Source organism: Labilibaculum manganireducens (assembly GCF_002843385.1).
Classification (GTDB): Bacteria; Bacteroidota; Bacteroidia; order Bacteroidales; family Marinifilaceae; genus Labilibaculum; species Labilibaculum manganireducens.
In genome coordinates this window covers 68185-92371 of the sequence record NZ_MVDE01000015.1, presented here as the reverse complement: position 1 = coordinate 92371, position 24187 = coordinate 68185, and the positions used below count along the sequence as shown (strand labels likewise).

Here is a 24187-nt window from a genome sequence, read left to right as displayed (position 1 = left end):
TTTGATGATTTAATCATCTTAACGGGTTTTATTTTAATTGTTTAGTGCACTTTCCATTTTTCTTTGTGTTCTTCGTGATATCCTTCGTTTGCCTTCGTGGTTAAATCTTTTTTTTACCACAAAGGGCACAAAGTACGGCACAAAGTCGCACAAAGTTTTTTTGTATTGTAAATATTCTTAGTGATTAAGTCAGTCTCATTGATTCTTTTTTAACTGTTTCACCTATCTCTTATTTTTCTTTGTGTTCTTCGTGATATCCTTCGTTTACCTTCGTGGTTATTTTTTTGTTTTAAAACCTTTCTTCCTTCTCGTTCAGCAAACACAAATAAGCATCTTCTAAATTTGCTTTTGTATTTACAGCTCCGTAACCTGGATTTTCATCTGCCAAACAGCGAACCCGAATTTGATCTTTGTCGCGCATGTGATGAATAATTACATGTTTGGTTTTTAAATCTTCAAACTCTTCGGTTGGTACAGTCAGCATCCACACTTTTTTGTCGGCGATACCTGCCATGTGAATGGGTTCGCCCAGGTATTTTAGTTCTCCTTTTTTCATCACAGCAACCCGGTTACACGAACTGGCAACATCTTCAATAATGTGGGTGGAGAAAATCACGATTCTGTCCTGACTTAGTTCTACCAATAAGTTTCTGAATCGAATTCGCTCGCGCGGATCAAGTCCGGCGGTTGGCTCATCAACCACCAAAATTCTTGGTAAGTGAAGCAGAATCTGTGCAATCCCGATTCTTTGTTTCATTCCTCCCGAAAAGGAACCGATTTTATTGTCTTTCTGATCGAGCATGTGAACGGCTTTAAGCACATACTCCACACGTTCCATTCGTTCTTTATTGTTATTTAGCTTTTTTAGAATTCCCATGTAGTTCAGGAAATCCCATGCACTCATGTTTTCGTACATGCCGAATTCCTGTGGCAGGTATCCAATTAATCCCTGCAGTTCTTCACGCTTTTCGCGAACATCAATGCCGTTAATGGTGATTTGCCCGTAACTCTGTTCCAGAATACCGCAAATAATTCTCATCAGGGTTGACTTACCGGCACCATTGGGTCCCAGTAATCCGAACATCCCGTTTTTAATATCAAAGGAAACGCCTTTAACGGCTTTAAACGGAACTTTCTTTTTCCCGATGATTGGGATGATTAAAACAAATCGGTAGAAGAATTTGCGGATGCCGCTAAACCGGCCTTTCACCCGGTTGATGTTTATTTTTTCATGATAAATTTTATCCGAAGATACTTTGATCAGTAAAGCCAAATACCAGAAAAAGGCCAAAGGAGCAATGAGTCCGATTAGTTCGTATTGCTGATAAAAATATACGAACACAGGTACCGGGAACAACCAGTACATGATTTTATGCAGTGCATAAATAAATCGGGGCATCCATTTTTTACTGCTTTCTTTTTTTAGATGATTACGGTATTCCATAACGGGAGCCATAAAATTCAAAATCAGAATTTGGAATAGTATGGACAAGCCAAGTAACCAGTATTTGTTTTCGAGATGGATGTAAATGAAAAAGAACAGGAATGCAAGCAAAGGCAATTGCCAGATTAAGGTGACAAAATCTCGGATAGATGAATAGGATTCCTTTAAACCCAATCGCTCTCTAATTTTAAGTCCTGATTTCCATTCCCTGATAAACCGACCATCCCATTCGTATATTTTCACCAAATTTCTAATTTCGATGTGCAAAGCGTCATCAGGAGCAATTAGCTTTTCGTTGGCTTTTCTTAAACTGGCCTGAATAAAATAGATGCATGCCGGTACGGATAACAGCAAAATCAGGAATGTAATGATCTGCCAAATTTTGCTGTCTACTTCCACGTAAATGAAGTAGGTTCCTATCATCCAAATGGCAATTTGAAGAGCTTTTACCCAAACCGGCTGATTTTGTATCCAGTTTAAGCTGGTTCGTAATCCGGCATATAGTGTTGGAATAAAAACCAAAGTGAGAATTGTGCTTAGACTTAGTCCGCCAATTACGGTTATGGCAAAGGGAACTCCAATTGTTGTTACATACTCGGCGCGACCAAGAGCAAGTGGCATTAGAGCAATAATGGTGGTGATGGCTGTGATCAGGATAGGGCGGATACGCGCCAGTCCGGCCATAATAAGAGCTCTGGATTCCCGGTAGCCGCGTTTTTGCAATACGTTCGAATAATCGATCATGATGATTCCGTTGTTTACAACAATACCCAGAAGAATAATTAGTCCGGTAAATACATTGGCGTTCATCAGAGAGGTTCCGGTAAGGATCAAGGCAATTAACGATCCGATGGCAGCCATAGGAATGGAAAACATCATCACAATAGGCATGGTGAACGATTCAAAGACCGAAGCCAGAATCATAAATATCAGAATGATAGCCATCAGAAACAGAAAGCCAAATTCAGCCAGATTATCTTCTTCATGAACAATTTCCAGTGCTATTCCCGAAGGAATATTCATTCGTTCAACCAGTTCATCAACTTCTACCCTCGAAGCAGTTAAGAGGTCTTTCTCATCGTTCACTTCATCGATAAACTGATATTCAACTTCGAGTTGTTTTTCCTGATTGGTTCTCTTAATTGTCGACAATCCGTCGTTGAAGTTCAGATTGCTGATGTTTTGCAATTCGAATTCAGCGCCTTGAGTACCTCTTACGGTAAGCTTACGCAGATCTTTTGCATCTCTTGTTTGCTGCTCGGTATTGTCGCCTAGTGTTTTAATAATAATATCGTACTCTTCGGTGCCTTGTTTGAATTTTACACCACTCGAAAATTCTTTCTGAAAGGAATTTAATTCCGATAATACCGATGTAACAGGAATATCGTATACCGCCATGATTTGTTTGTCCAGTTCCATAACCATTTCGGGACGTTTGGCTGGAATTCGAACCGATACATTTTTAATGGAAGTCAATTGATTTAGGTAGTATTCCAAATCTTCCGATACGTCGAGCATTTTATTAAAATCCTGACCTTTAATAATCAGTTTTTCTTTTTGACTGCCCATTCCCAACATTTCCATAAATGGATTGTCGCCGCCAAAACCTCCGCCACCGCCAAATCGACGACCTGTAGCCGGAGGATCCCAGCTGAAGGATGCCCGGGGCAAATCATCCAAACGTTCCAGAATGTTTTTCTTAATGCCGGGAATGGAAAGGTTTTGCTTGTCGCGATAATCATCAGTCAGTGTGATTGTTAAAACAGCTTCTTCTTCATAAACCTGACTGGTGATGTCTTTTTTCTCCTGAACAGAATCAAGTTTTTGCTCTACTTCCCGAATGAATAAATCGGTGTTTTCGAGAGTGGTTCCACCGGGAAGTGTCACATAAAGATTCAAATCTTTCGTTTCGGTTTCTTCTGTCGAAATCATGCTTAGTCCCAAACTAATCAGTAAGGTGACGAAAAACAGTCCTAAGGCTCCAAGAATAGTTCTTCCCGGATACCGCATACACGATTTTAGCGTTACCAGATAAATCTGGACCAATCGGTTGTGGAGCGAAATGTTTTGGAAATTAACGGCACGGGCGGCATTTTTTTGTTTCAGAAAAGTGTGGGTAATCATGGGAATTAAAAGCAGGGCAACAACGAGCGATACCAGCAAGGTGGAGATAATGGAAACACCAATGTGCTTGCCCAATAATCCGATAAAGAAATTGGATGTAAACAGAAAAGGCAGAAATACGGTGATTGTTGTTAATGTGGCAGCAAAAATGGATCGCCATACTTCTTTGGTTCCCTGGATTACTGCCGTGTCCGGATCTTTCTTTTGGGCAGCCAGGCGGTAAATATTTTCGAGAACCACAATACTGTTATCGAGAAGCATCCCAATGGCCAGTGCCATCCCCAAAAGGGTGAGTGTGTTGATGCTGATATCGTAAGCATAGAAAAAATTGAATGCTGTGTAAACCGAAATGGGTATTGCCAGTGCAATTGCGGTGACCAAACGAAGGTTTTTCAGGAATATCCAGAGAACGAAAATTGCCAGAAGTCCTCCAATTAATGCCAGTTCAATAATTAAATCGATATTGGTTTTCATGGTTTCGGCAGTGTTGGTTTGCACCACCACATCAATATCTTTGCTTGCCAGTTCCTGATTGATTTCTTCAATTTTCGCAATTACATTGTCGGCCAGTTCGATGATGTTCGATTGAGAATCGCGGGTTAGCTGAAGGGTTACTGCTTCTTTTCCGTTTACACGGCTGTATGAGGTTTCTTCCTTCACTCCAAAACGAATGCTTGCGATATCTTTCAGTTTGATATTGCCTGCTTCTTTAACAACAAGCTCGTTTAATTCTGAGATATCGGTAAATTCGGAGACAACATTCACAAAGTGCATTTTGTCATTTTCAATCACTTTCCCGGCAAAACTTCGCATGTTGCTGTTTTTGCTTAGAACGGAACGAACATCTGACGGACTGATGCCATAACTTTTACAAACATCATCTCTTAGCAGAATATCAATGGATTTTTCGCGCCCGCCAAAAAGAGCCACATTGGCTATGCCATCGATATTTTTAATTTTATCGACGATTTCATTCTCAGTAATTTGCCGAACCCGGTCAACACCTCCACTACCACGAACCTGAATATTCATGAACATGTTGTTGAGTTGTTCCATATCGAATTTAAATACCTGAACCCTGAACTCTTTTGGAAGATCTTTTTTCTTTTCTTCTACCTTTTCAGCAAGTTTTAAATATGCATATTTAAGATTGGTTCCCTGTTCGAATGAAATTTCAATGCTTCCCCGTTGCTGTCCGGCAGTAGAAACTATCTTTTCAACGCCTTCCATTCCTCCTGCAATTCCTTCCAGAGGAATGATTGCTTCACTTTCCATATAGCGGGGATCTACTTCCATAGTAGTTCCTACCTGAACAAACAGCATAGGAAGCTGAGCATTTGGAATCAGTTCAACCGGCAATTGCTTGTAGGAGAAAAACCCCAACATGCTAAGTCCGGTGAAGAGCATTGCTATTAAAACCTTTCTTTTTATAATGAAGTTCATATAATCTAAGCTTAATTAGCTGTTAGCTTGTTCCTGTTTATTGATGTTGTGTCAGATTATTATTTAAATCTGTTTGTTCCATTGTGTTGTTCGATGTTCTATTTTCCCGATTTCGAAAAATAGCTTTTCATGTTATCGAAAATATAGTAAACACAAGGAATAACGACTAGTGTTAACAGGGTTGAGGTGATCAAACCTGCAATTACTGCTATTGCCATTGGAGCCCGTAAAGCTGCACTTTCACCAAATCCAATAGTTAGTGGAAGTAAGGCTAAAATGGTTGTGAGACTGGTCATTACAATTGGCCGGATTCTGTTTTCTCCAGCCATAATTATTGAATCGCGCAAGGAATTTCCTTGTTCCTTAAATTGATTGATGGCATCGACCAGAATAATGGAATCGTTCACCGCTATTCCTCCCAGCATAATAATACCGATGTAGGCCATGATGTTCATAGGCATTCCCAAAAGGAAAAATGCCCAAATAGCCCCAACTCCAGCTAATGGAATAGTGAGTAGAATGGTGAAAGGATGAATGAGTGATTCGAATTGAGAAGCCAAAACCATATATACCAATATGATTGAAAGCATCAAAGCAAAGCTTAAATTGGAAAGTGCTTCCTGGCGTTTCTGTTCTTCGCCAATCAGATTTACCTGATAGCCCTGCGGCAGTTCAATATTGGCGAGTTTGGTGTTTATTTTGTCGACTACCTGATCGAAAGCGACCTCTCCGCGAATGTCTGCACTTATCTTTCCAATTCTTGTCTGATTTCTTCTTAGCATTTGTTTCGGAGAAGATGATTTTTCGATGTTCGCTACTTCGTAGAGTGGAATTTCCTGATCTCCGCTTTTTAGCAAAAGCGTATTTAATTCAGACAGACTGGTTTCAGGCATCTGAATGGTAATGTCATTCATTTCTCCGCCTTGTTCGAATTTGCCGGCATCTTTTCCCATCAAAATGTCCTGCAGCTGACTGGCAATTCCTTCTGTACTTAGGTTAAAAAGACCTGCTTTGTAGCGATCAATCACTACATTGACTTCCGGGGCTCCTTCTTCAATGTTGGTTTTTATATTTGTCAAATCGGGAACCTGAGTCAGGAGTTCTTTAATTTCTGCAGAAAGCTGTTCCAGAACTTTCATTTCTTTTCCTTTTACCTCCACTTCAATGGGAGCACTTTCTGTTCCAATGGTCGATTGTAATGCTGTTTCGTCGTGGATAATGGATATTTCTGCATCCGGAATATCACCAACCAATTGACTTACGTTCTCGAGTATTGCTTCCGATTGAGCAGTGTATTCGCTTTTTAAACGAATTTTTATGCTGGCGGTATTTTCATTTTGAAATACAGCTTTGTCGGTAGCAGAACTGCTTCCCGGACCAATTTGAGTGTATACAGTTTCGAAATAACCTCCCATGGATTGTTTCAGCATGGATTCGATGGCTTCAACTGTTTGAGAGGTTCTTTCCAGTTGTGTTCCTTCTTTCAATTCAATATCAAGACTGAATTCGCCGACTCCGCTTTTGGGTAAGTATTCATTTCCAACATAGGGTAAAATAAGTCCTGTAAGTACAATTAATAAACTTGCGGCTCCAATTACCAGGCTTCGTTTGTTTAGTAAATTGGCCAATAAAGTTCCGTACCAGCCTATTTTAACCGATTTGAATTTTAAATTTTTTCCTTTTCCCTTGTAGGCATAATGAAACAACATGGGAATCATTAAAATTGCAACAAAAAGAGAGGCTATCAGCGAAAAAGCAACCGTCCAGGCCTGATCTTTAAAAAGTGCGCCGGATGCTCCGTGCATATACACAATAGGAAGAAACACAACAATTGTAGTAAGTGTGGAAGCTACAATTGCACCTCCAACTTCCGAAGTTCCTTCTATGGCGGCATCTTTCACCGAGAGCCCAAGCTCCATTTTCCGAAAGATATTTTCGATTACAACAATGGCATTGTCGACCAGCATTCCGGCTCCTAATGCCAAACCGCCCAGTGTCATTACATTCAAACTTAATCCATTAAAATACATTAGATTAAAGGTGGCGATGATGGAGACAGGAATCGCAAAACTGACAATAGCAGTCACCTTTATTCTTCGCAAAAAGACAAAAAGAACCAAAATAGCGATGAGAACACCAATTAAAGCGGTTTCTTCTACTTCATCAATGGCTTTTTGAATGAACTGACCTTGGTTTTGAACCACGATAAACTGATATCCCGGCAAGGCTTTACGGATAGAAACCATCGTTTTTTCGAAATCTTCAACTGCCTGAACTGTATTCGATCCCGTTTCTTTGTAAATGGATAACCCGATGCATCTTTGGCCATTGATGCGGACAATATTTTGTGCCTTTTTTGCCACAAAACTTACCTTGGCAACATCTTTTAAAAGGATGGGTACTTTGTCTTTCACCAAAACCTGATTGCCTGTATTTACAGGAGCAGACGATGAGGCCGAGGATTGTTTGGTTCCGACAATTATATTTTCAATTTCCTGAATGTTTCGAATTAAACCGGCGCCTTTAATAATGTACTTGGTTCCCATCTCAACAATGCTTCCCCCCGAAACATTTTGATTCAGACTTTGTATTTTCTGTACAATCTGATCGATGGTTATTTTGTGGGCATCCAAAAGGTATTGGCTGGTTTCGATGCGCACTTCCTTCTCCTGTGTTCCGGTCAATTCTACCTCAGCGATTCCTTCCAAACGAATCAATTCGTTACGAATGTAATTTTCACCCACCTTTCGCAACTCATCCATGTCTTTAATTTCCGGATGAAGCATTCCGATAATTAGAATTGGAGATGCGTTGGGATCGTGCTGCGTAATGGTGAATTCATCAATTTCGGCATTCTGACTGTAGGCTGTTAGTGCTTTTTGCAATTCCAGAAAAGCTTCATCCATATCACTCCCCCAGGAATATTCCACGGTTACCCGAGCCGAACCAACCATACAAACCGATGAAACCTGACTCACGCCTTTTTGTCGAATGGATTGTGCTTCAATACTTTCTATAAATTGCTTTTCGATCTCTTCCGGAGGACGTTCGCCGGCTTTAATTTCCACAAATATGCGGGGAGCGTTCATTTCCGGGAACAGGTCAACATTTAATTTGCCGAGCGACACGTATCCCAGAAGTAATATTGCCATTACAATCATGGAAACTGTTACCGGATAATTGACCGAAAATTGAGTTATTTTCTTCATTTTGAAAGCAATTTATAATTGAATGACAAAGATTGCCATGTTATACTTGGATATGATTTGAATCAGGTCTGTAAATCAATCTAATATCTCATGTCTGGTATCTAACGATCTCTTGAAATTATTTTACCACCTTTATTTTTGATCGATCACGAAGAGTTTCAAAGCCTTTTACTACCAATCGGTCTTTTTTCTCTAATCCTGAAATTACCTGTACTTCGTTAGGATTTTCCAATCCAAATTCAATTACACGCTCTTCTGCCAAGCCTTTGTTTACAACAAAAACAGTGTTTCCTTTTTGTTTGTTCAGAATCACATCTTTCGGAATCACAATGGTCGAGTCGGCTTTTGCAACTACAATTTCAGCTTTTGCAAACATACCGGGGCGCAGCAAAAGTTTAGAGTTGTTAATATTAATAACAGCTTTAAAAGATCTGGTTTCAGAATCGATAGCCGGCGATAATTGAGCCAGAATGCCGTTTAATGTATCACCGGGAATCGTATAGTTGATAATGTTTACCTGTTGTCCTTTTTTGATTGAAGTCATGTTTTTTTCAGCCAAATTAATCTCCATATGAAGTTTGCTGTAATCCATGATGCTTAGCATGTCCGATGAGGCTTCAACCCTTGTATTGTCGGTATAGTAGTTTAGATTGGTAATGATTCCTGAAAATGGAGCTTTTACCTTTAATTTAGCCAATCGAAATAGGGCATCTTCGTAAGAATATTTGGCATTGATCAGGTCGATTTCAGCATTTTTCACTTCCGAAAGGGTAACGCCTCCTTTTTCGTATAAGGATTGCTGCTTTTCGGATACTTGCTGAGATATCTCCAAACGAAGTTCCAAAGACTTGATTTTAATGTTGTTCTCATATTCCTTATCTTCCAGAACGATAACATTGGTTCCCTCTCTAACGAAATCGCCCAAGGCAAATTGGCGACCGGTTGCAGGATTAATCTGCAAGTGGTATTTGCCGGCTACTTCGCTTTTTATAGCAACTGTTTTTATAGGATTTACAGTTCCTGTTGTGCTAATGAATTTTTCGATGCTTTTGGATGTAATTTCCTGAACGGATACCTGAACTGCGATGTCTTTGTTTAGATCAGTTTCCCTGTCGTTACATGCGGAAAATATTGCAATGCTTAGAAGGTAGAATGCGATTCGTTTCATGTTTGTGAACTTAGTATGGTATATCATGATTGAGTTTGTTTTTATTCAATGATCAAATTTTCCTGCAATTCCTGTGGTACAAAGGATCTGTCGTTTTCAAAATCCCAAAGTGATTGTATTTTTAAATTCAACAATTCCAACTTATAGTTGATTAAAGAGTTAGCCAGATTCATTTTCTTTTCAGACAACTGATTTTGAAAGCGTTCTAAATCAATACTGGTTAAATCACCGTTTCGGTATCTCTCTAAATTGATATCATAAGTTAGTTCTGCATTTTCTTGGTTTTGTTTGGAGATTTCGATTTGCTGAATCAAATTTTGAAGATTGCGGTATATTTTTCGAATGTTGATGGTGATGTCATCGCGCAGGCTGTTTTTATCTATTTCGCGGCTTTCTATTTCCAGTTCGGCAGCTCTGATACGCGCTTTTCTTTCTCCCCAATCAAATATTGGAACAGAAAAAGTGATTCCAACCCGTGGACTTCTGGTTGGTTTGTCGTAAACATCGGCCAGATTTTCATTGTTTCCCATAATTCCAATTGAAAGACTCACATTTCCTTTAAATTCGTTGGTTGCTGAGGTTTGAATCAAATCAAATTTGGCATTGTTTAAGTCTATTTCTTTTTGGGTCAATTCCAATCTTTGTGTCAATCCGTTTTCAATGGCTTTCTCAAGATTTACAATTACAGGAACGTATTGGATATCCGTACTTACAGTTACGTCATCGTAAAGAGAGATTCCCAACAAAAATTTAAATTCATCTTTGGCATTTTCCAATTCTACACGATTATTATCTAGACTCGATTTACTGGTTGCGTAGTTTAATTCGGCCTGATAAAGTTCTTCTTTCGCAGACAATCCACCTTCAACTTTACTTTCGATGATTTCTTTGCTTACTTTTTGGTTTTCAAACTCTTCCTCTGATATTTTTAAGGCCATTTGTTTCTGATAAATGGAATAAAATGCCTGATTTACCCGCCTTTCCATATTTAGTAATTGTATGGAGTAGGCCAAAGTCGCATTTTCAAGATTTAACTCATTTCGGGTCAAATCCATTTTGGTTTTATTAAAGGTGAACAGCGGCTGATCGTATTGCAGGTAAAGCGAGTTGTTGTATCCCGCATAATTTGAACTGCTGGCTTCAGAGTAATTGTCCTGATAGCCAAACTCATTTTGCAGCGACAATCTACCATCTGTTAATTTAACTGGCTGAGAAACGGTAAATGTTCCACTTGCTTTTTTATTTTCAGAAGTATTCCAGGTAGAAAAATATTCATTGTACGATTCTGTTTTGTCGTACGATAAAGGAGTAACATCAAAAGAAAAACGAGAGCGTAAAGAGGCCAGCTGGGCATTCAGCTGTTCTTTGTTTTGCTGCATGTTTATTCTCGATTTTTTAATGTCAGGACTATTTTCAAAGGCTATGAGAAGAGCCTCTTCCAGAGTGATATTCTTCTGTGCCAGCGAGTAGAAAGAACTGAATAGAATTGCTCCGGCACAGATAAATATTCGTAACAATTTTTGTTGTGGTATAGTTGTGATCATGCCTTATATAGTTTGTATATTTTATTTGTTTTCAACCCATTTAATTGCATCTGCAAAGAGAAAAGAGCCCGCCGATTTGTTGTTCAGTTCTACTTTTGCATTTTCAGGTGTGATAAAGAAAGTGCCCAGATAATTCCAACCGTTTTCCAGTTCCTGATCACTTTTATTGATTTCTTCAACTCCTGATTCATGATATACTTTAAAATTATAATCCGTCTTTTTCTGCTGTCCTCTTCGTCTTCCCCATTGTTCAATTTTTTCGATATGACAGTAAACATCGTATTGAGCACTGTTTTTCAGTTCAGCAGTCCAAATTGCCGAACGTTCACCTTGTCCGGATTTTGTGAAGAATGCAGACCGTACATATTTTCCGAAAAAGCCCGAACGTAAAACATTTTTCCATTCATTGGGCGGATTCCATGTGCGCAGCCTCGAATATTCATGTTCAGTAATTCGTTTGTCGTCCATCCATTGTTTTAAATAACTTTTGTTCGAAACCTGCACATATTCAAAGCCCTTATCTTCGTTATCAACTACAAATTCATTCGTGGCTAAAATCCCGTCAAAGGCTTCACAAGCTTTTATATCATTAAAGAAACTGCCTTTTTTAGTCTCGTCAAACGAACTAAAATCATAAGCTAAACTATTGGGAAGATTCTCTGAGATATGTGTTGATACATTCATTCTGCTTGGTTGCGAAGGGAATACAAATCCCACTTCGAGAGCTGAATTCGCCGGCACAAGAATTGTTTTTGTAAAAGGTGGTTTTTCTTCCTCCGGGTTTCTTCGGTTTCGTCTTCGGTTTTGATCATTTAATTCGATGCTAACCGAAACAATTCCATCTACCGATTCCGGATTTGAGATTTTGTATCGAATCTGGTATTTAATGTGATCATCTTCTTTCACCTTGTAGGTTTGCAGATCTTTAATTAAAAAGCCTGGTAATTTGTTCGTTGTATACCAGTTTTTCACATCGGCCCGAATTGATTCGCCGTTGTTTGCAATAAGAAGACTATCAAAACCGGCAAAGCTAAATTTTCGATGAAGGTTTTTTTCAATATAACTTTTTAGCAGGGAATTAAACTTGTCTTCCCCGTATTTGGCTTTAAAAATAGAGAAGAGATGAATTCCCTTTACTCTGAAAATATCATTTAAGTAGATCTGTTCATCTTCGTCTTTGGATGCTTTGATACCCGATTTTGTGATGTCTGTTAATGATGCTTTCTTTAGTTCAAGATTAATGCGCTCTTCTTTACTGATTCCATCGAATTGCCAACGGTTTTGTGATTGTGATCCTGCACTTTTTTCTTTTAGATAAACACCCAAAGCAATATTCAGAGCCGGATATTCCTGCGAATACAACTGGGTTGAGTAGCCATAGTAGTTGGGGAAAGGAGAATAGGTATTTCTATCAACATTATCGAACTGATACCATTCTGTTGCAGGAGGCATAAAATTTGCACGTACAAATCTTTTAAAAATACGAGCCTGTAATTCTTCGTCCGAGACTTCTTCATTATCCCGCTTCATTCTTTTTTCGAACCGGTTCTTTCGTTTTTTAAAATCAGTTTCCTCCATCACAACTCCCTTTTCAGGATAAAAAATGATTTCGGGCTGCACGGCATCACTGCTTATCGACCAAATGTGTTTGTCCAAAGCAAATTGAATAGGAACTTCGGCCAGAGCGAACCGTTTGAACGGATATTCTAAATCTATTTGGGTTTCGTATTCATTTTTTAATTCGCGAATAAGGGAAGGCAAACTATCCTGTATTACATCAAAATGCTTCAGGTAAAATTCATTTCCACGAATGCTGTAAATTGAATATTCAACGGAATCGACTTGAATGCTGTGTTTTAGATAATCACCAATCAGCAGACTGATTTTGGGTAAGGCCGATTCCGGATGAAATTCAAAAATTCCATCTTCAACTTTTGTTACTTCTCCTTGCGAAACGGGAATCAGATTATTCGATGTTTTAACTTTTAAAGTAAAATTTGTGAAATCGGGTGAATGCAGTGCTGGATTACTGGAGGCATATCCAACTCCTGCAATTGGATACCATAAGGCATCGCTGGTGAGGCATACAAAATCATCTTTCAGGTAAGAGAATCGCTTTCGGATTCGGAACATCTCTGCTGTAAAGTTGTCTTCGGTTAATTCAGGATTTAAATCCAAAAAATGAGTTCGTTCATCTATCGATCCGCTGTAAGTAACATCTAATTTTGTGCTTTCATTTTTTAGCAAATGTTGGCTGGGTACAATTTTCAGCAGATGAGTTTGTCGTGTAAAATTCAGATTTTTACCATTCTGAAGAACAGCATTTACTTTTAAATCAGGATTTAAACTGAAAAGAAGGGTGTCTAAATCTGAACCGGAATGATTACAAATTTCAAGCTTGACTTTTACAGCTATTTCTTCACCGGTATGCGTGAGATCTATATTGCAGGTGGTAACCTTAGGTTTCGGGAATGCTGCATATTTGTTATTCAGTGCAATCATTTCGTTTTTAAACTTCTGATTGTTGATGTTAATATCGATGTATTTTTTCGCTAATAAACCCCCGATCAGAAAGCTGAATAAAGCCAGATAAATAGGCAGCGAAACCAATCTTTTCGATTGAGGCAAGCGATTTAATTTGGATATGGTGAAGAGGATAAAGCCGATTCCCAGAAAAAAATAAATTCCCCGGTGAATAGCTACTTCTTGTAAATTTCCAAATCCACCAATGGTCGAATTCATCATTGGCACCTGGTAGGCAATGTAATCGAACAGATGATAGAATTTGGTATTTAAGTAGAAGATACTTAGAGCAATATATCCTAACAGAATGATGAAAGTAATGGCTTGATTTTTCAAAATAATCATTAAAAAGAAAGCCAGACCGAGAATGTAAACGAGTGTAGGTATTGATATTAAGAGTGGATAGTAAAATACCACCCATGCACTTTGTGAAGAATCCTTACTTAAAAAAGAGAAACCGATTCCCATTAATAAAATGATGAAATTGAGGATGATGAAAACGCTTATAATTCCGAAAGTTTTTCCCAGGATGTATTCGCTGTTGGTCATCGATCGCGCATAGATCACTTCGACGGTATCGTTTTTACTGTCCTGTTTTAGAAATTCAGAGGCCAAAAATACGGCAACAATCGCCTGACCCAAATTTAGAATGATCAGATTGGCATAAGGAATTGCCGCAGGGAGTGCACGATAGATCCAAGGTGCTCCACTATTTTCTACAAATGCTGCAACATTAAAAATTCCAATAAACAGGACGGAGAGTCCGGCAAAGATTCTAAAAAACCAGGATCGAAGAAGAGTTCGGGTTTCGTACTTGGCTACAGTGCGTATGGTGTTGAGAGAGATCATTTTTAATTTGCTAGATTAGTGCCGAAGACATTTCCATGAAATAAACGTATGCATGTTCCAGATTTGGTTCCAGCTCAATTGCATTGGTAAATTGACTGCCGTCTCCAATTAATTGAACTTCCCAACCTTCTTGAGTTGGAATCGTTGAAACTACAGGATATTTATCTTTTATCAGATCGTATTCATAGCCGGAAGTATTTACCTGCCAAACGTGTCCGCGGGCTTTTTCAATAAGAGCTTCAGGTGTTCCTTTAAAAGCAACTTGTCCGTTATTCAGCAAGGCCAGATTGTTGCAAACACTTGAGATATCTCCAACAATGTGGGTTGATAAAATAATGATCACATCCTGCTGGCTCAGCTCCGATAATATATTTCGAAACCGAATTCTTTCTTCCGGATCAAGACCGGTTGTTGGTTCATCAACTACGATAATTTTTGGATCACCAATCAAGGTTTGGGCAATTCCCAATCGGCGTTTCATTCCACCAGACAGTTTATTGGCATCCCGTTCCCGAACATCAAATAAACCGACCTTGTCAAGCCATTCATCAACTTTATCTCTTCTTATGTTTTTGTTTTTTATTCCTGAGAGTGAGGCTGCATAATCTAAAAACTCCCATGTTTTTAGCTTCGAGAAAAAACGAAAGTCCTGTGGTAAATAGCCCAACATGTTTCTGATTTCTTTCCGGTTTTTTTCCAAATCAAACGAATCAATGGAAACAGAACCTATGCTTGGTTTCATTAAAGTCACCAAAATTCGCATTAAGCTTGATTTCCCCGCACCATTTGGACCCAGTAAGCCAAACATTCCGGTACCAATTTCCAGATTTACATTGTCCAGTGCTTTTTTTCCGTTTGGATAAATTTTGCTTAGTTCCTGAATATTGATTTGCATCTGTTTGTTGGTTTCAAAGTAAATAAGCTAGAATAATCTTAGACAGTAAATAGTAGATAAGGTTTAAATAAATTTTTGTCTATCGACCAAATTTACAATTTATGCTTAGTAATGCTTTCTCATCCATTCGTTTTTCGATAAACAGGATAGTTTACCTGTTCTACACAAAGTATGAGACAAGAAATGTGAACAATAGGTTACAGATTTTATCAATTTAATCTTCTTTCAATTAAAAGATAGAATAAGAATAGCATCTAATTTAAGCGGAATTAAATTCAGCTATTCTAAATAACTGGTAGTAAATGATTCTTTCGACATCAATGTTATGATCATTACAATAAGAGAAGTAAGTGTTCATAAACGAATATTGTTATTTGAAGGATAAAAGAATATATTCTGAGTTATATTGTTTTTTTTGTGATGAGATTGTAGTATATCTTATTAATTTAGAATCGATTATTGGGTTGATTTTTGATGAGTAAAATCGTAAATTTAGTCTTATTAAAAATAAGGAGGAAATTATGAAGAGGAGAAGGATTTATGACGAAATTGAGCAAATGTTCGGTTTAGTGCCAACAATGTTCAAATCAATTCCTGATTCAACACTGGAATTGGAATGGGAGTTATTTAAAAGACTTCAACTGGAAGAAGGTGCAATTGGCGTTAAGAATCGTGAGTTAATAGGTTTGTCAATTGCAGCAGTTACAAAATGTCGTTATTGTGCATATTTCCATACTGAAATGGCCAGATTAAATGGAGCAACAGATCAGGAAATTGAGGAAGCCATTCATTTTGCAAAAGCATCAGCAGGTTGGAGTGCTTATGTTAATGGAATGCAGTTGGATTTTAATGATTTTAAAAAGGAAATTGATCATGCTTGTGATCATGTCCGCGATTTGCATTTACAGCATTAATGCAATAATTAATTTGGAGTAATTAATTATTGATTGTGAAAATAAAAGAAGGAGATCTTATTAATAGATTTCCTTCTTTTTGTTTATTATACTTATCTTTATTAAGACTAATAATAAACAATAAGAACAACAATGAGAGTTTTTTTTACTAATGATTCATCGGATAAGCTGGAATATACACCTCTGGAATTGGCACAGGAAATGGAGAAAAGGCAGGATCTTCTGATGCTTGATGTGCGTGAGCATACAGAGATACAAATTTGTCATTTGAAAGATGCAATGCACGTTCCTATGGGACAAATTCCTAATAGGCTGGAAGATTTGCCTAAGAATAAGGATTTGGTTGTATTTTGTCACATGGGCGTGCGCAGTAAGCAGGTGATAAATTATTTGCGAAAAAATGGGTTTTCCCGTGTATTTAATTTAAAAGGAGGTATTGATCGTTGGTCGGTTGAGGTGGATCCAAAGATTCAGAGATATCGGTAGAATAATCCTCATTCAACAACAAAACTTACCTTTCCATACCTTCTTCCATTAATCTGAATCTCAATTTCATGTTGTCCCAAATAGTATTTTCTTGTAGTAATTGGTTTAAAAGAGATTTTTTTCTTGAAACAAATACTTCCATTGGCAGGGATTGATTTTTTTGAAAGCTTAAAAACTTTTGGAGCTGTCCTGCCATTTGCTTTCATGTAATGAACTATAAAATCAATCATCAAATTTTGCTTGTTGGCAGATGAGGATTGTATCTCGAAAGAGAATTCAATTTCATTGCCTAATTGACATGTTGGGGTGTTGACACTTAGATTATTTACTGCAATTTGCACATTCTGCGGAAATCCTAAAAGCTCCAATGCTTTTGGATGGCCTTGTTTAAGCAAAGTTCGGGAGGCGTGACCAATAATCCATTGCGTGCCTTTGTTGTTAGTTCTGTTCCAGCGGTTTAGGGTTTTAATAACTAAATCAGGATGATCTTTTGCAATGTCATTCAAATTATTGGCAACGGATCTACGCACATAGAGTTCTTCATCTTCTTTTAATTTTTCTAATAATTTCAGTACCGGTGATGGATCTTTCTGGAATTCTTTGAGAGGTGATGCCCAAGGCAATTTAGGCCGGCTTCCTTCCGAAACTAATCTGCGGACATGCGCGTTTTCATCTGTTGTCCAAAGATGAAGGTATTCTAATGTTTCTTCGGGATATTTCCTAATGAATGGGCGTATGGCAAATTCTGAAGTGAATATTTTTGTTATTTCCTTTAAGGCTTTCATCGAAAGATGAAAATCTTCCTTTTGCAATCCAAATTGAGACACATAAGAAGCAATAGGCATATAGTAGAAGCCTTCAATTTCTTTTTTGTCAGTTGTATTATTTTCTTCGGCAATTGAGTTTATTAAAATTGCCAGAGCTTTTGGGTATGATGCAGGAAGATGATTGAATAATTCGGTACAAATTAGTTGAGAACGCTCAGATAAGCTAAGAGGTTTAAGCTTAGATATGATGGCATTGACGAATGAAGAGGTGTTGAATTCCCCCCAGGATTTGACAATATTGGAAGCCATATTGCCGACTAATTGATTGTTATATACATCTTTAAATAGAAATCCTTTTTCCATAAAGTATTGGCTGATTATGAGTTATTTTGAGCAGAATAAATTAATCATTATTGTGAACTAAGCAAAATAAAAGAAAGGCTGGATGAGAGCATCCAACCTTTCCTGGTTTTAGGGTGTTTTATGATTGCTAGATCGTTTTTACAATTATAACAGAGTAGTCTATATTTAAAACTTTAACAAATGAATCTTTGGCAATTATTTCTCCGAATTGGGATTTGGCTTTCCATGTCGATCCGGAAAGAACTACTCTCCCTGTTTTTTTTCGGTCGTTAATTTCTTCCATAACAATAGCTTCTTTACCAATCAAATTTTTGTGGTCGTTATTGGGTTGGTATCTTTTACTTATGGAGTGTTTTGTAATGTATGGTTTAAGAAGGAGTAAACAGATTGCAGAGCATGTAATAAGTACAAGCAATTGTTCTGGGATAAGAAATCCCAAATAGGCAACTATTCCTGTCATTAAGGAGGCTATTCCATAACATACAGAAATAAAGTTTGATATAAAGATCTCAATTACAAAAAGACCTACTGCCAGTAATAACCAAATATGCCAAAGTTCTAATTCCATTTTATAACTTTTTAAGATGAAAGTAAATTTACATTGAGAATATGTTAATAACAAGTGTCAAATGTGCCAAGTTTGTCAATTTCACACCTGAATTGTTTTGTTAAATCGGTAAGATGCTTTATAACAGGAGGTTTGAGGTTTTTTCAGAAGAGGAATACAGGTAGTTGGTTTTGTTGTTATTGAAAATGGTTCTAAATAATTTTAATAAAATGAACTTTTTAATTAGGTTTGCGCTCTTATTAAAGAGTTGAAGGTCTTAAAATACATTGTAAAGCACATAAGCATGAACCCATACCTGACATCAGAGCACAAAATAATTCGCGAAAAAGTAAAGGCATTTGCCCAAAAAGAGGTAAAACCTGTGGCTTTCGAATTGGATGAAAAAGAAAAATTTAGTCTCCAACTTACTAAAAGAATGGGTGAGCTGGGCTTATTCGGTATATATTTGCCTAAAGAGTATGGTGGACAAGGGAAAGATTATCTTTCATTATTGATAGCTGTTGAAGAACTTGCCAAGGTGGATGCTTCTCAGGCATCTACTTTGGCGGCTCATAATTCTTTGGGAATTGGTCCCATTTATTATTTTGGAACTGAGGAGCAAAAACAGAAATATCTTCCAAAATTGACAAGTGGTGAAAATATTTGGGCTTTTGGATTGACAGAAGACAATGCGGGTTCTGATTCCCGGGGAACGGAGTCAATAGGAATTTTGAAAGATGAGAATTGGGTGATAAATGGAAGCAAGAGATTCATTTCAAACGCATCTTCCGATTTGTCCTTAGGAGTAACTTTGCAGGTTGTAACAGCTAATAATAATGGAAAAAAAGAATTATCTGCTATATTAGTAGAGCAAAGTGCAAAAGGGTTTCATGCTGAGCCTGTAAAAGGGAAAATGATGTGGCGGGCTTCGGATACAGCTCAGTTGACTTTCGGTAATTGCAAAGTTCCGAAAGAAAATTTGTTGGGAAATTTAGGGGATGGAGCCAAAATAATGTTACAAACACTGGATTCCGGTCGGCTAACGATTGCCGCAATGGGACTGGGCTTGGCTCAGGGAGCTTATGAGTTGGCTTTATCTTATTCGAAAAAAAGGGAGCAGTTTGGCAAACCGATTTCGAAATTTCAAGCCATTGGATTTAAATTAGCCGATATGGCTATGAAAATTGAAGCGGCCAGACATCTATTGTATCATGCATGCTGGTTGAAGGATAACGGTCATTCGTTTGGGAAAGAAGCAGCCATGGCGAAATTGTTTTGCTCTGAAGTGGCACAGGAAGTTGCAAATGAAGCCGTTCAGATTCATGGTGCGCACGGATTAATTAAGAATTCGGAAGTGGAGCGTTTTTACCGCGATCAGCGAATACTGCAAATAGGCGAAGGAACATCAGAAATTCTTAGATTGGTGATTTCAAGACATATTGGTTGTTAATTTGTAATTATGACAGACAGAAAAAAAGATCACATTGAATTGGCTTTTCGTTCTCAAATGAAGGACGCTTTGATTGATGAACGTTTTTATTACGAGCCTATGCTTAGTTCTCATCCTAAGGCTGATGATACAACGTTTACTTTCTTGGGGAAGGATATGCAAACTCCAATATGGGTTTCCAGCATGACAGGCGGAACAGAATTGGCAGGAAAGATCAATCGAAATTTGGCGCGCGCCTGTGCGGAATTTGGTATGGGAATGGGGCTGGGTTCATGTCGGTCTCTTTTGGATAGCGATGAATATTTTTCCGATTTTGATGTGCGTTCAATCATTGGTGATGATTTGCCTTTGTACGCAAATTTAGGAATCTGTCAGCTCGAAGAATTAATTCAGAAGAAAAAAATCAGTAAGATCATAAGATTGGTTGGTCGTTTGCGTGCTGATGGATTGATTATTCACATCAACCCAATGCAGGAATGGTTGCAGCCAGAAGGCGATCGAATCAATCAATCGCCGATAGACAGTCTTGAATACTTGCTGGATGAGGTTGATTTTCCAATTATTGTAAAAGAAGTTGGCCAGGGAATGGGACCTGAAAGTTTACGGGCTTTATTGCATCTCCCACTTCAGGCAATTGAATTTGCTGCATTCGGAGGAACCAATTTTGCGAAAATAGAGTTGTTGCGTCATTCTGATTCTCAAATTAAATTGTTCGAGCCTCTCGCTCAAATTGGGCATTCGGCTAATCAAATGACGGATTGGGTGAATGAAATTGTTGCCAGTGATGATCAGGTAAAGTGTAAGGAAATCATTATTTCAGGAGGGATTCAAAATTTTCTGGATGGCTACTATTTAATAGAGAAATCTACACTTCCTGCAATTTATGGTCAGGCATCTTCACTTTTGAAGTATGCAAAAGAATCATACGAAGAGTTAAGAGCATATTTAGAATCACAAAGGAAAGGATTACAACTTTCAAAGAGTTTCTTACGTGTTCGAAAATAATAGTTTTACCTAAAAAACCTTCTGTTTTTTGGGACAACTACTTAAAAAATGTAATTTAGGACTTCAAAGTATTTTATTATTTTGTTGGTTGATTCAAAATCAGCGAAAGAATTAAGATGAAAGATATGAAGCGGAAAGCAATCATTTCAGGATTTTCCAAACTATCTCGTGAAGAGAAGATGGAGAAAATGGGCGAGTTAACTGGCAGTGCAGAGCGAATTAAATCGCAGCTGGATAGTTTTCGCCTCCAAAATAAGGAACAACAGGATTTGCTGGATGAGATTAGTGAGAACACTCTTTCTAATTTTTATCTTCCTTTTGGCGTTGCGCCCAATTTCCTGATCAATAATCAATTGTATCACATTCCGATGGTGATTGAGGAAAGTTCTGTGATTGCTGCAGCATCGAGGTCGGCTAAATTTTGGGCAAGTCATGGCGGATTTACTGCTCGTGTCGTTTCTGTTGTGAAATCGGGACAGGTTCATTTTATTTGGAAGGGTGATTCGAACAAACTGAATGACTTATTGCCTGAATTAAAATTTGATTTGTATCGGGCAACCAAAGAATTAACCGGAAACATGCGCCAAAGAGGTGGTGGAATTCAAAGTATTCAGCTGGTGAATCTTTCTGGTGAAATGGAAAATTATTATCAACTGCATGTGACTTTTGATACTGCAGATTCGATGGGAGCTAATTTTATTAATTCCTGTTTGGAGAAAATGGCTCATCAAATGAAACGATTCTTTAAACATTACGAAGGGCTTTCGGATGTAGAACGGGAATGTGAAGTAATCATGTCTATTCTTTCCAATTATACACCGGATTGTCTTGTTGAGTGTTCTGTGGAATGCAGTCTTGATGAGTTGGATGAAATTCATCCGGGGCTTAGTGGAAAAGAATTTGCGCATAAATTTCAGAAAGCTTCTAGAATAGCAGAATTGGATGTATATCGCGCAACGACGCATAATAAAGGAATTTTTAATGGAATTGATGCTGTTGCTTTAGCTACAGGTAACGATTTTCGGGCTATCGAGGCAAACGGACACGTTTACGCATCAAAAACAGGGAAATATAAAAGTCTGACGCAGGCCAGCGTATCTCATAACCGATTCCGGTATCAGTTAACCATGCCTTTGTCGTTAGGAACTGTTGGCGGCTTAACAAGCTTGCATCCTTTGGCAAAATTTGGTTTGGAATTGCTGGGGAAACCATCGGCGAAGGAATTAATGATGATTACTGCTGCCGCCGGATTGGCTAATAATTTTGGTGCTTTGCGATCTTTAGTCACAACGGGAATTCAGCAAGGACATATGAAAATGCATTTATCGAATTTGCTAAATGCTTTAAAAGCAGATTATGAAGAAAAGAAACAGGCCTTGGAATATTTTGCTCACAAGACTGTTTCTTATAGTGAAGTGGAAGCATTTATTAAATCACTAAGAACTAAGCTGCAATAGAATTTGAAGCCTCTATATAAATATTATTCGAACGCTAAATTTTTGCTTACAGGCGAATATCTTGTACTGCACGGAGCTTTGGCTCTTGCAATTCCCTTGAAATATGGGCAGGTTCTGGAAGTTTTTGAATCTGAGGAATCGGATTTGGAATGGCTGGCCTACGAAAAAGGGAAATTATGGCTCCAATTTTCAATCTCAAATCAGGACATTACAAATCAAACCGTTGAAGGAGAAACAGAAAAAGATTTTGTGTGCTTTCTTTTGAATAGAGCCAAAAGTTTAAATCCTTCTTTTTTGAATAGCTGCAATTTTAAAATACGAACAGAATTCGATTTTGATCGAAACTGGGGTTTGGGCAGCAGTTCAACCTTAATAAATAATGTTGCTCAATGGGCCGATGTGAATCCATACAATTTGCATTCCTTGGTTTCAAACGGATCTGGTTTTGATATTGCATGCGCAAATTATTGTAAGCCAATTTTGTTTCGAAGGGATGGTGCTCATCCGTTAATATATCCTGTGGATTTTCCGGAAAGATTTGTGACTCAGCTGCACTTTGTTTTTTTGGGTAAAAAGCAAAAGAGTGCTGATTCTGTTAATAGTTTTCTTAATGAACGTAAGTGTACTGAGGAAGAATTGGATAGAATCACTCAATTCAGCAAGGATATTCTTTCTTCTAAAAACTCAAAGGAATTCGATCATGTGATTAAAATGCACGAGTTTTTGGTGTCTGAATTATTAGGGCAGGAATGTGTGAAAGAAAAATTATTTCCTGATTTCAAGGGTTCTGTTAAATCACTTGGAGCCTGGGGAGGAGATTTTGTTATGGTAAGAAGTGATTTGACTAAGAAAGAAATACAATCCTATTTTTACAGAGCGGGATTTACAAGTATCTTTTCCTGGAAAGAAATGATACTGGGAACAAATTAATTTACGGCTACGCGATGGCAGATTATAAGAATTCAGGATCGATTGGCTGGGAAAGCCCTTCAAATATTGCATTAATTAAATATTGGGGAAAGAAAGGAAATCAATTGCCTTGTAATCCTTCTATAAGTATGAGTTTAAAAAACTCGCTTACCCGAACTGTACTTTCTTATGAACCAAAAGGTAATGGGGATCAATTGAGTTTTTTGTTTGAGGGTAAAAGACAAGTTTCATTTGAGCAGCGAATAACAAAATTCATCGAAAACTTATCAGATCATTTTAAATTCCTTACCGATTATCAATTATCCGTTTCCTCAGAAAATACATTTCCACATTCAACAGGAATTGCAAGCTCTGCTTCGGCTATGAGTTCTCTTGCTCTTTGTTTGTGCAGTATGCAAGAGGAAATTTCAGGAGTAGAAATGGCTGAGGATGAGTTTTACCGAAAAGCTGGTTTTATTGCCCGATTAGGATCCGGAAGTGCTTCACGATCGGTTTATGGAGGTTTCGCAGCTTGGGGGGAAAGCAATTCGTTTTCTAAATCTTCCGATGAATATGCTGTTCCTTTTTCGAAATACACACATCCGGTTTTTCAGGATTTTCAGGATGCTATTCTTTTGGTGAGTTCCAAAAAGAAAGAAGTTTCCAGTTCTGCCGGGCATCAGTTAATGGAAAATCACCCCTATGCATCAGCCCGTTTTACTCAGGCAAATAAACATTTTGAAAGAATGTTAGGTGTACTGAGATCCGGCGATTTGGAAGAGTTTATTGAAATCATGGAAAATGAGGCATTGAGTTTACACGGATTAATGATGAATTCGACTCCTTCGTTTACTTTGTTGAAACCAAATACTCTGGAATTAATTGAGAGAATAAGATCCTATCGTTTAAGTAGTAATGTTCCTGTTGGGTTTACTTTGGATGCAGGACCAAATATACATCTGCTGTATCCTAAATCAGAAAAGGAAAGAGTAGTTCCTTTTATCGATTCTGAATTATCTCAGTTTCTTGAAAATGGAAAGTATATTGTTGATGAAAAGGGGGAAGGACCACAAAAAATAAAAATGTAGAG

General features: G+C 37.8%; 15 protein-coding genes. 7 read left to right on the top strand and 8 right to left on the bottom strand.

Translation table 11 applies throughout. The features are described from left to right. Positions 1 to 289 precede the first annotated feature (289 nt). From BZG01_RS11360 to BZG01_RS11335, 6 genes are all read right to left on the bottom strand, one after another. Positions 290 to 5011 carry an efflux RND transporter permease subunit gene (locus BZG01_RS11360; RefSeq protein ID WP_101309958.1) on the bottom strand — a complete coding sequence of 1574 codons (4722 nt, stop codon included), beginning with the start codon at positions 5009 to 5011 and terminating at the stop codon, positions 290 to 292. A 98-nt stretch (positions 5012 to 5109) separates the two neighbouring features. Further along, positions 5110 to 8220 carry an efflux RND transporter permease subunit gene (locus BZG01_RS11355; RefSeq protein ID WP_101309957.1) on the bottom strand — a complete coding sequence of 1037 codons (3111 nt, stop codon included), beginning with the start codon at positions 8218 to 8220 and terminating at the stop codon, positions 5110 to 5112. 118 nt (positions 8221 to 8338) lie between these two features. Then, positions 8339 to 9388, bottom strand: a complete 1050-nt coding sequence (locus BZG01_RS11350) for an efflux RND transporter periplasmic adaptor subunit (RefSeq protein ID WP_180327292.1) — start codon at positions 9386 to 9388, stop codon at positions 8339 to 8341. A 41-nt stretch (positions 9389 to 9429) separates the two neighbouring features. After that, on the bottom strand, positions 9430 to 10932 hold the full coding sequence (locus BZG01_RS11345) for a TolC family protein (RefSeq protein WP_101309955.1): 1503 nt from the start codon (positions 10930 to 10932) through the stop codon (positions 9430 to 9432). A gap of 21 nt (positions 10933 to 10953) precedes the next feature. Next, the gene (locus tag BZG01_RS11340) at positions 10954 to 14304 is read right to left on the bottom strand and encodes a golvesin C-terminal-like domain-containing protein (RefSeq protein WP_101309954.1); all 3351 of its coding nucleotides are present in this window, start codon (positions 14302 to 14304) and stop codon (positions 10954 to 10956) included. Positions 14305 to 14314: 10 nt separating this feature from the next. Beyond that, positions 14315 to 15199: an ABC transporter ATP-binding protein gene (locus BZG01_RS11335; RefSeq protein ID WP_101309953.1), complete on the bottom strand. Its 885-nt coding sequence runs from the start codon at positions 15197 to 15199 to the stop codon at positions 14315 to 14317. 521 nt (positions 15200 to 15720) lie between these two features. On the opposite strand from BZG01_RS11335, the gene BZG01_RS11330 reads away from it, so the two are divergent. Continuing rightward, positions 15721 to 16113 carry a carboxymuconolactone decarboxylase family protein gene (locus BZG01_RS11330; protein ID WP_101309952.1) on the top strand — a complete coding sequence of 131 codons (393 nt, stop codon included), beginning with the start codon at positions 15721 to 15723 and terminating at the stop codon, positions 16111 to 16113. A 132-nt stretch (positions 16114 to 16245) separates the two neighbouring features. Continuing rightward, a complete protein-coding gene (locus BZG01_RS11325; RefSeq protein WP_101309951.1) occupies positions 16246 to 16599 on the top strand; it encodes a rhodanese-like domain-containing protein in 354 nt (117 codons plus the stop codon). 8 nt (positions 16600 to 16607) lie between these two features. Here BZG01_RS11325 and BZG01_RS11320 read toward each other — a convergent pair whose 3' ends face one another. Together BZG01_RS11320 and BZG01_RS11315 are read right to left on the bottom strand one after the other, a co-directional pair. Continuing rightward, on the bottom strand, positions 16608 to 17729 hold the full coding sequence (locus BZG01_RS11320) for a DNA alkylation repair protein (RefSeq protein WP_101309950.1): 1122 nt from the start codon (positions 17727 to 17729) through the stop codon (positions 16608 to 16610). 127 nt (positions 17730 to 17856) lie between these two features. Then, positions 17857 to 18297 (bottom strand): NfeD family protein, encoded by a 441-nt coding sequence (locus BZG01_RS11315; protein ID WP_101309949.1) that lies wholly within the window; start codon positions 18295 to 18297, stop codon positions 17857 to 17859. A 283-nt stretch (positions 18298 to 18580) separates the two neighbouring features. On the opposite strand from BZG01_RS11315, the gene BZG01_RS11310 reads away from it, so the two are divergent. The 5 genes from BZG01_RS11310 (at position 18581) to mvaD (ending at position 24185) form a co-directional block, all read left to right on the top strand. Further along, positions 18581 to 19726 carry an acyl-CoA dehydrogenase family protein gene (locus BZG01_RS11310; RefSeq protein ID WP_101309948.1) on the top strand — a complete coding sequence of 382 codons (1146 nt, stop codon included), beginning with the start codon at positions 18581 to 18583 and terminating at the stop codon, positions 19724 to 19726. Positions 19727 to 19735: 9 nt separating this feature from the next. After that, entirely contained in the window at positions 19736 to 20731 is a 996-nt protein-coding gene (locus tag BZG01_RS11305) for a beta/alpha barrel domain-containing protein (RefSeq protein ID WP_101309947.1), read from the top strand. A 125-nt stretch (positions 20732 to 20856) separates the two neighbouring features. After that, on the top strand, positions 20857 to 22188 hold the full coding sequence (locus BZG01_RS11300; protein WP_101309982.1) for a hydroxymethylglutaryl-CoA reductase, degradative: 1332 nt from the start codon (positions 20857 to 20859) through the stop codon (positions 22186 to 22188). A gap of 3 nt (positions 22189 to 22191) precedes the next feature. Continuing rightward, complete coding sequence (locus BZG01_RS11295) at positions 22192 to 23118, top strand: GYDIA family GHMP kinase (RefSeq protein ID WP_143470888.1); 927 nt, start codon at positions 22192 to 22194, stop codon at positions 23116 to 23118. Between the two features lie 14 nt (positions 23119 to 23132). Then, positions 23133 to 24185: a diphosphomevalonate decarboxylase gene (gene mvaD, locus BZG01_RS11290; protein WP_101309945.1), complete on the top strand. Its 1053-nt coding sequence runs from the start codon at positions 23133 to 23135 to the stop codon at positions 24183 to 24185. Positions 24186 to 24187: the final 2 nt, after the last annotated feature.

Excerpts from the sequence above, each read along its gene's own strand:
- BZG01_RS11360 (WP_101309958.1), bottom strand. The coding sequence starts at position 5,011 with ATGAACTTCATTATAAAAAGAAAGGTTTTAATAGCAATGCTCTTCACC.
- BZG01_RS11355 (WP_101309957.1), bottom strand. The coding sequence starts at position 8,220 with ATGAAGAAAATAACTCAATTTTCGGTCAATTATCCGGTAACAGTTTCC.
- BZG01_RS11350 (WP_180327292.1), bottom strand. The coding sequence starts at position 9,388 with ATGAAACGAATCGCATTCTACCTTCTAAGCATTGCAATATTTTCCGCA.
- BZG01_RS11345 (WP_101309955.1), bottom strand. The coding sequence starts at position 10,932 with ATGATCACAACTATACCACAACAAAAATTGTTACGAATATTTATCTGT.
- BZG01_RS11340 (WP_101309954.1), bottom strand. The coding sequence starts at position 14,304 with ATGATCTCTCTCAACACCATACGCACTGTAGCCAAGTACGAAACCCGA.
- BZG01_RS11335 (WP_101309953.1), bottom strand. The coding sequence starts at position 15,199 with ATGCAAATCAATATTCAGGAACTAAGCAAAATTTATCCAAACGGAAAA.
- BZG01_RS11330 (WP_101309952.1), top strand. The coding sequence starts at position 15,721 with ATGAAGAGGAGAAGGATTTATGACGAAATTGAGCAAATGTTCGGTTTA.
- BZG01_RS11325 (WP_101309951.1), top strand. The coding sequence starts at position 16,246 with ATGAGAGTTTTTTTTACTAATGATTCATCGGATAAGCTGGAATATACA.
- BZG01_RS11320 (WP_101309950.1), bottom strand. The coding sequence starts at position 17,729 with ATGGAAAAAGGATTTCTATTTAAAGATGTATATAACAATCAATTAGTC.
- BZG01_RS11315 (WP_101309949.1), bottom strand. The coding sequence starts at position 18,297 with ATGGAATTAGAACTTTGGCATATTTGGTTATTACTGGCAGTAGGTCTT.
- BZG01_RS11310 (WP_101309948.1), top strand. The coding sequence starts at position 18,581 with ATGAACCCATACCTGACATCAGAGCACAAAATAATTCGCGAAAAAGTA.
- BZG01_RS11305 (WP_101309947.1), top strand. The coding sequence starts at position 19,736 with ATGACAGACAGAAAAAAAGATCACATTGAATTGGCTTTTCGTTCTCAA.
- BZG01_RS11300 (WP_101309982.1), top strand. The coding sequence starts at position 20,857 with ATGAAGCGGAAAGCAATCATTTCAGGATTTTCCAAACTATCTCGTGAA.
- mvaD (WP_101309945.1), top strand. The coding sequence starts at position 23,133 with ATGGCAGATTATAAGAATTCAGGATCGATTGGCTGGGAAAGCCCTTCA.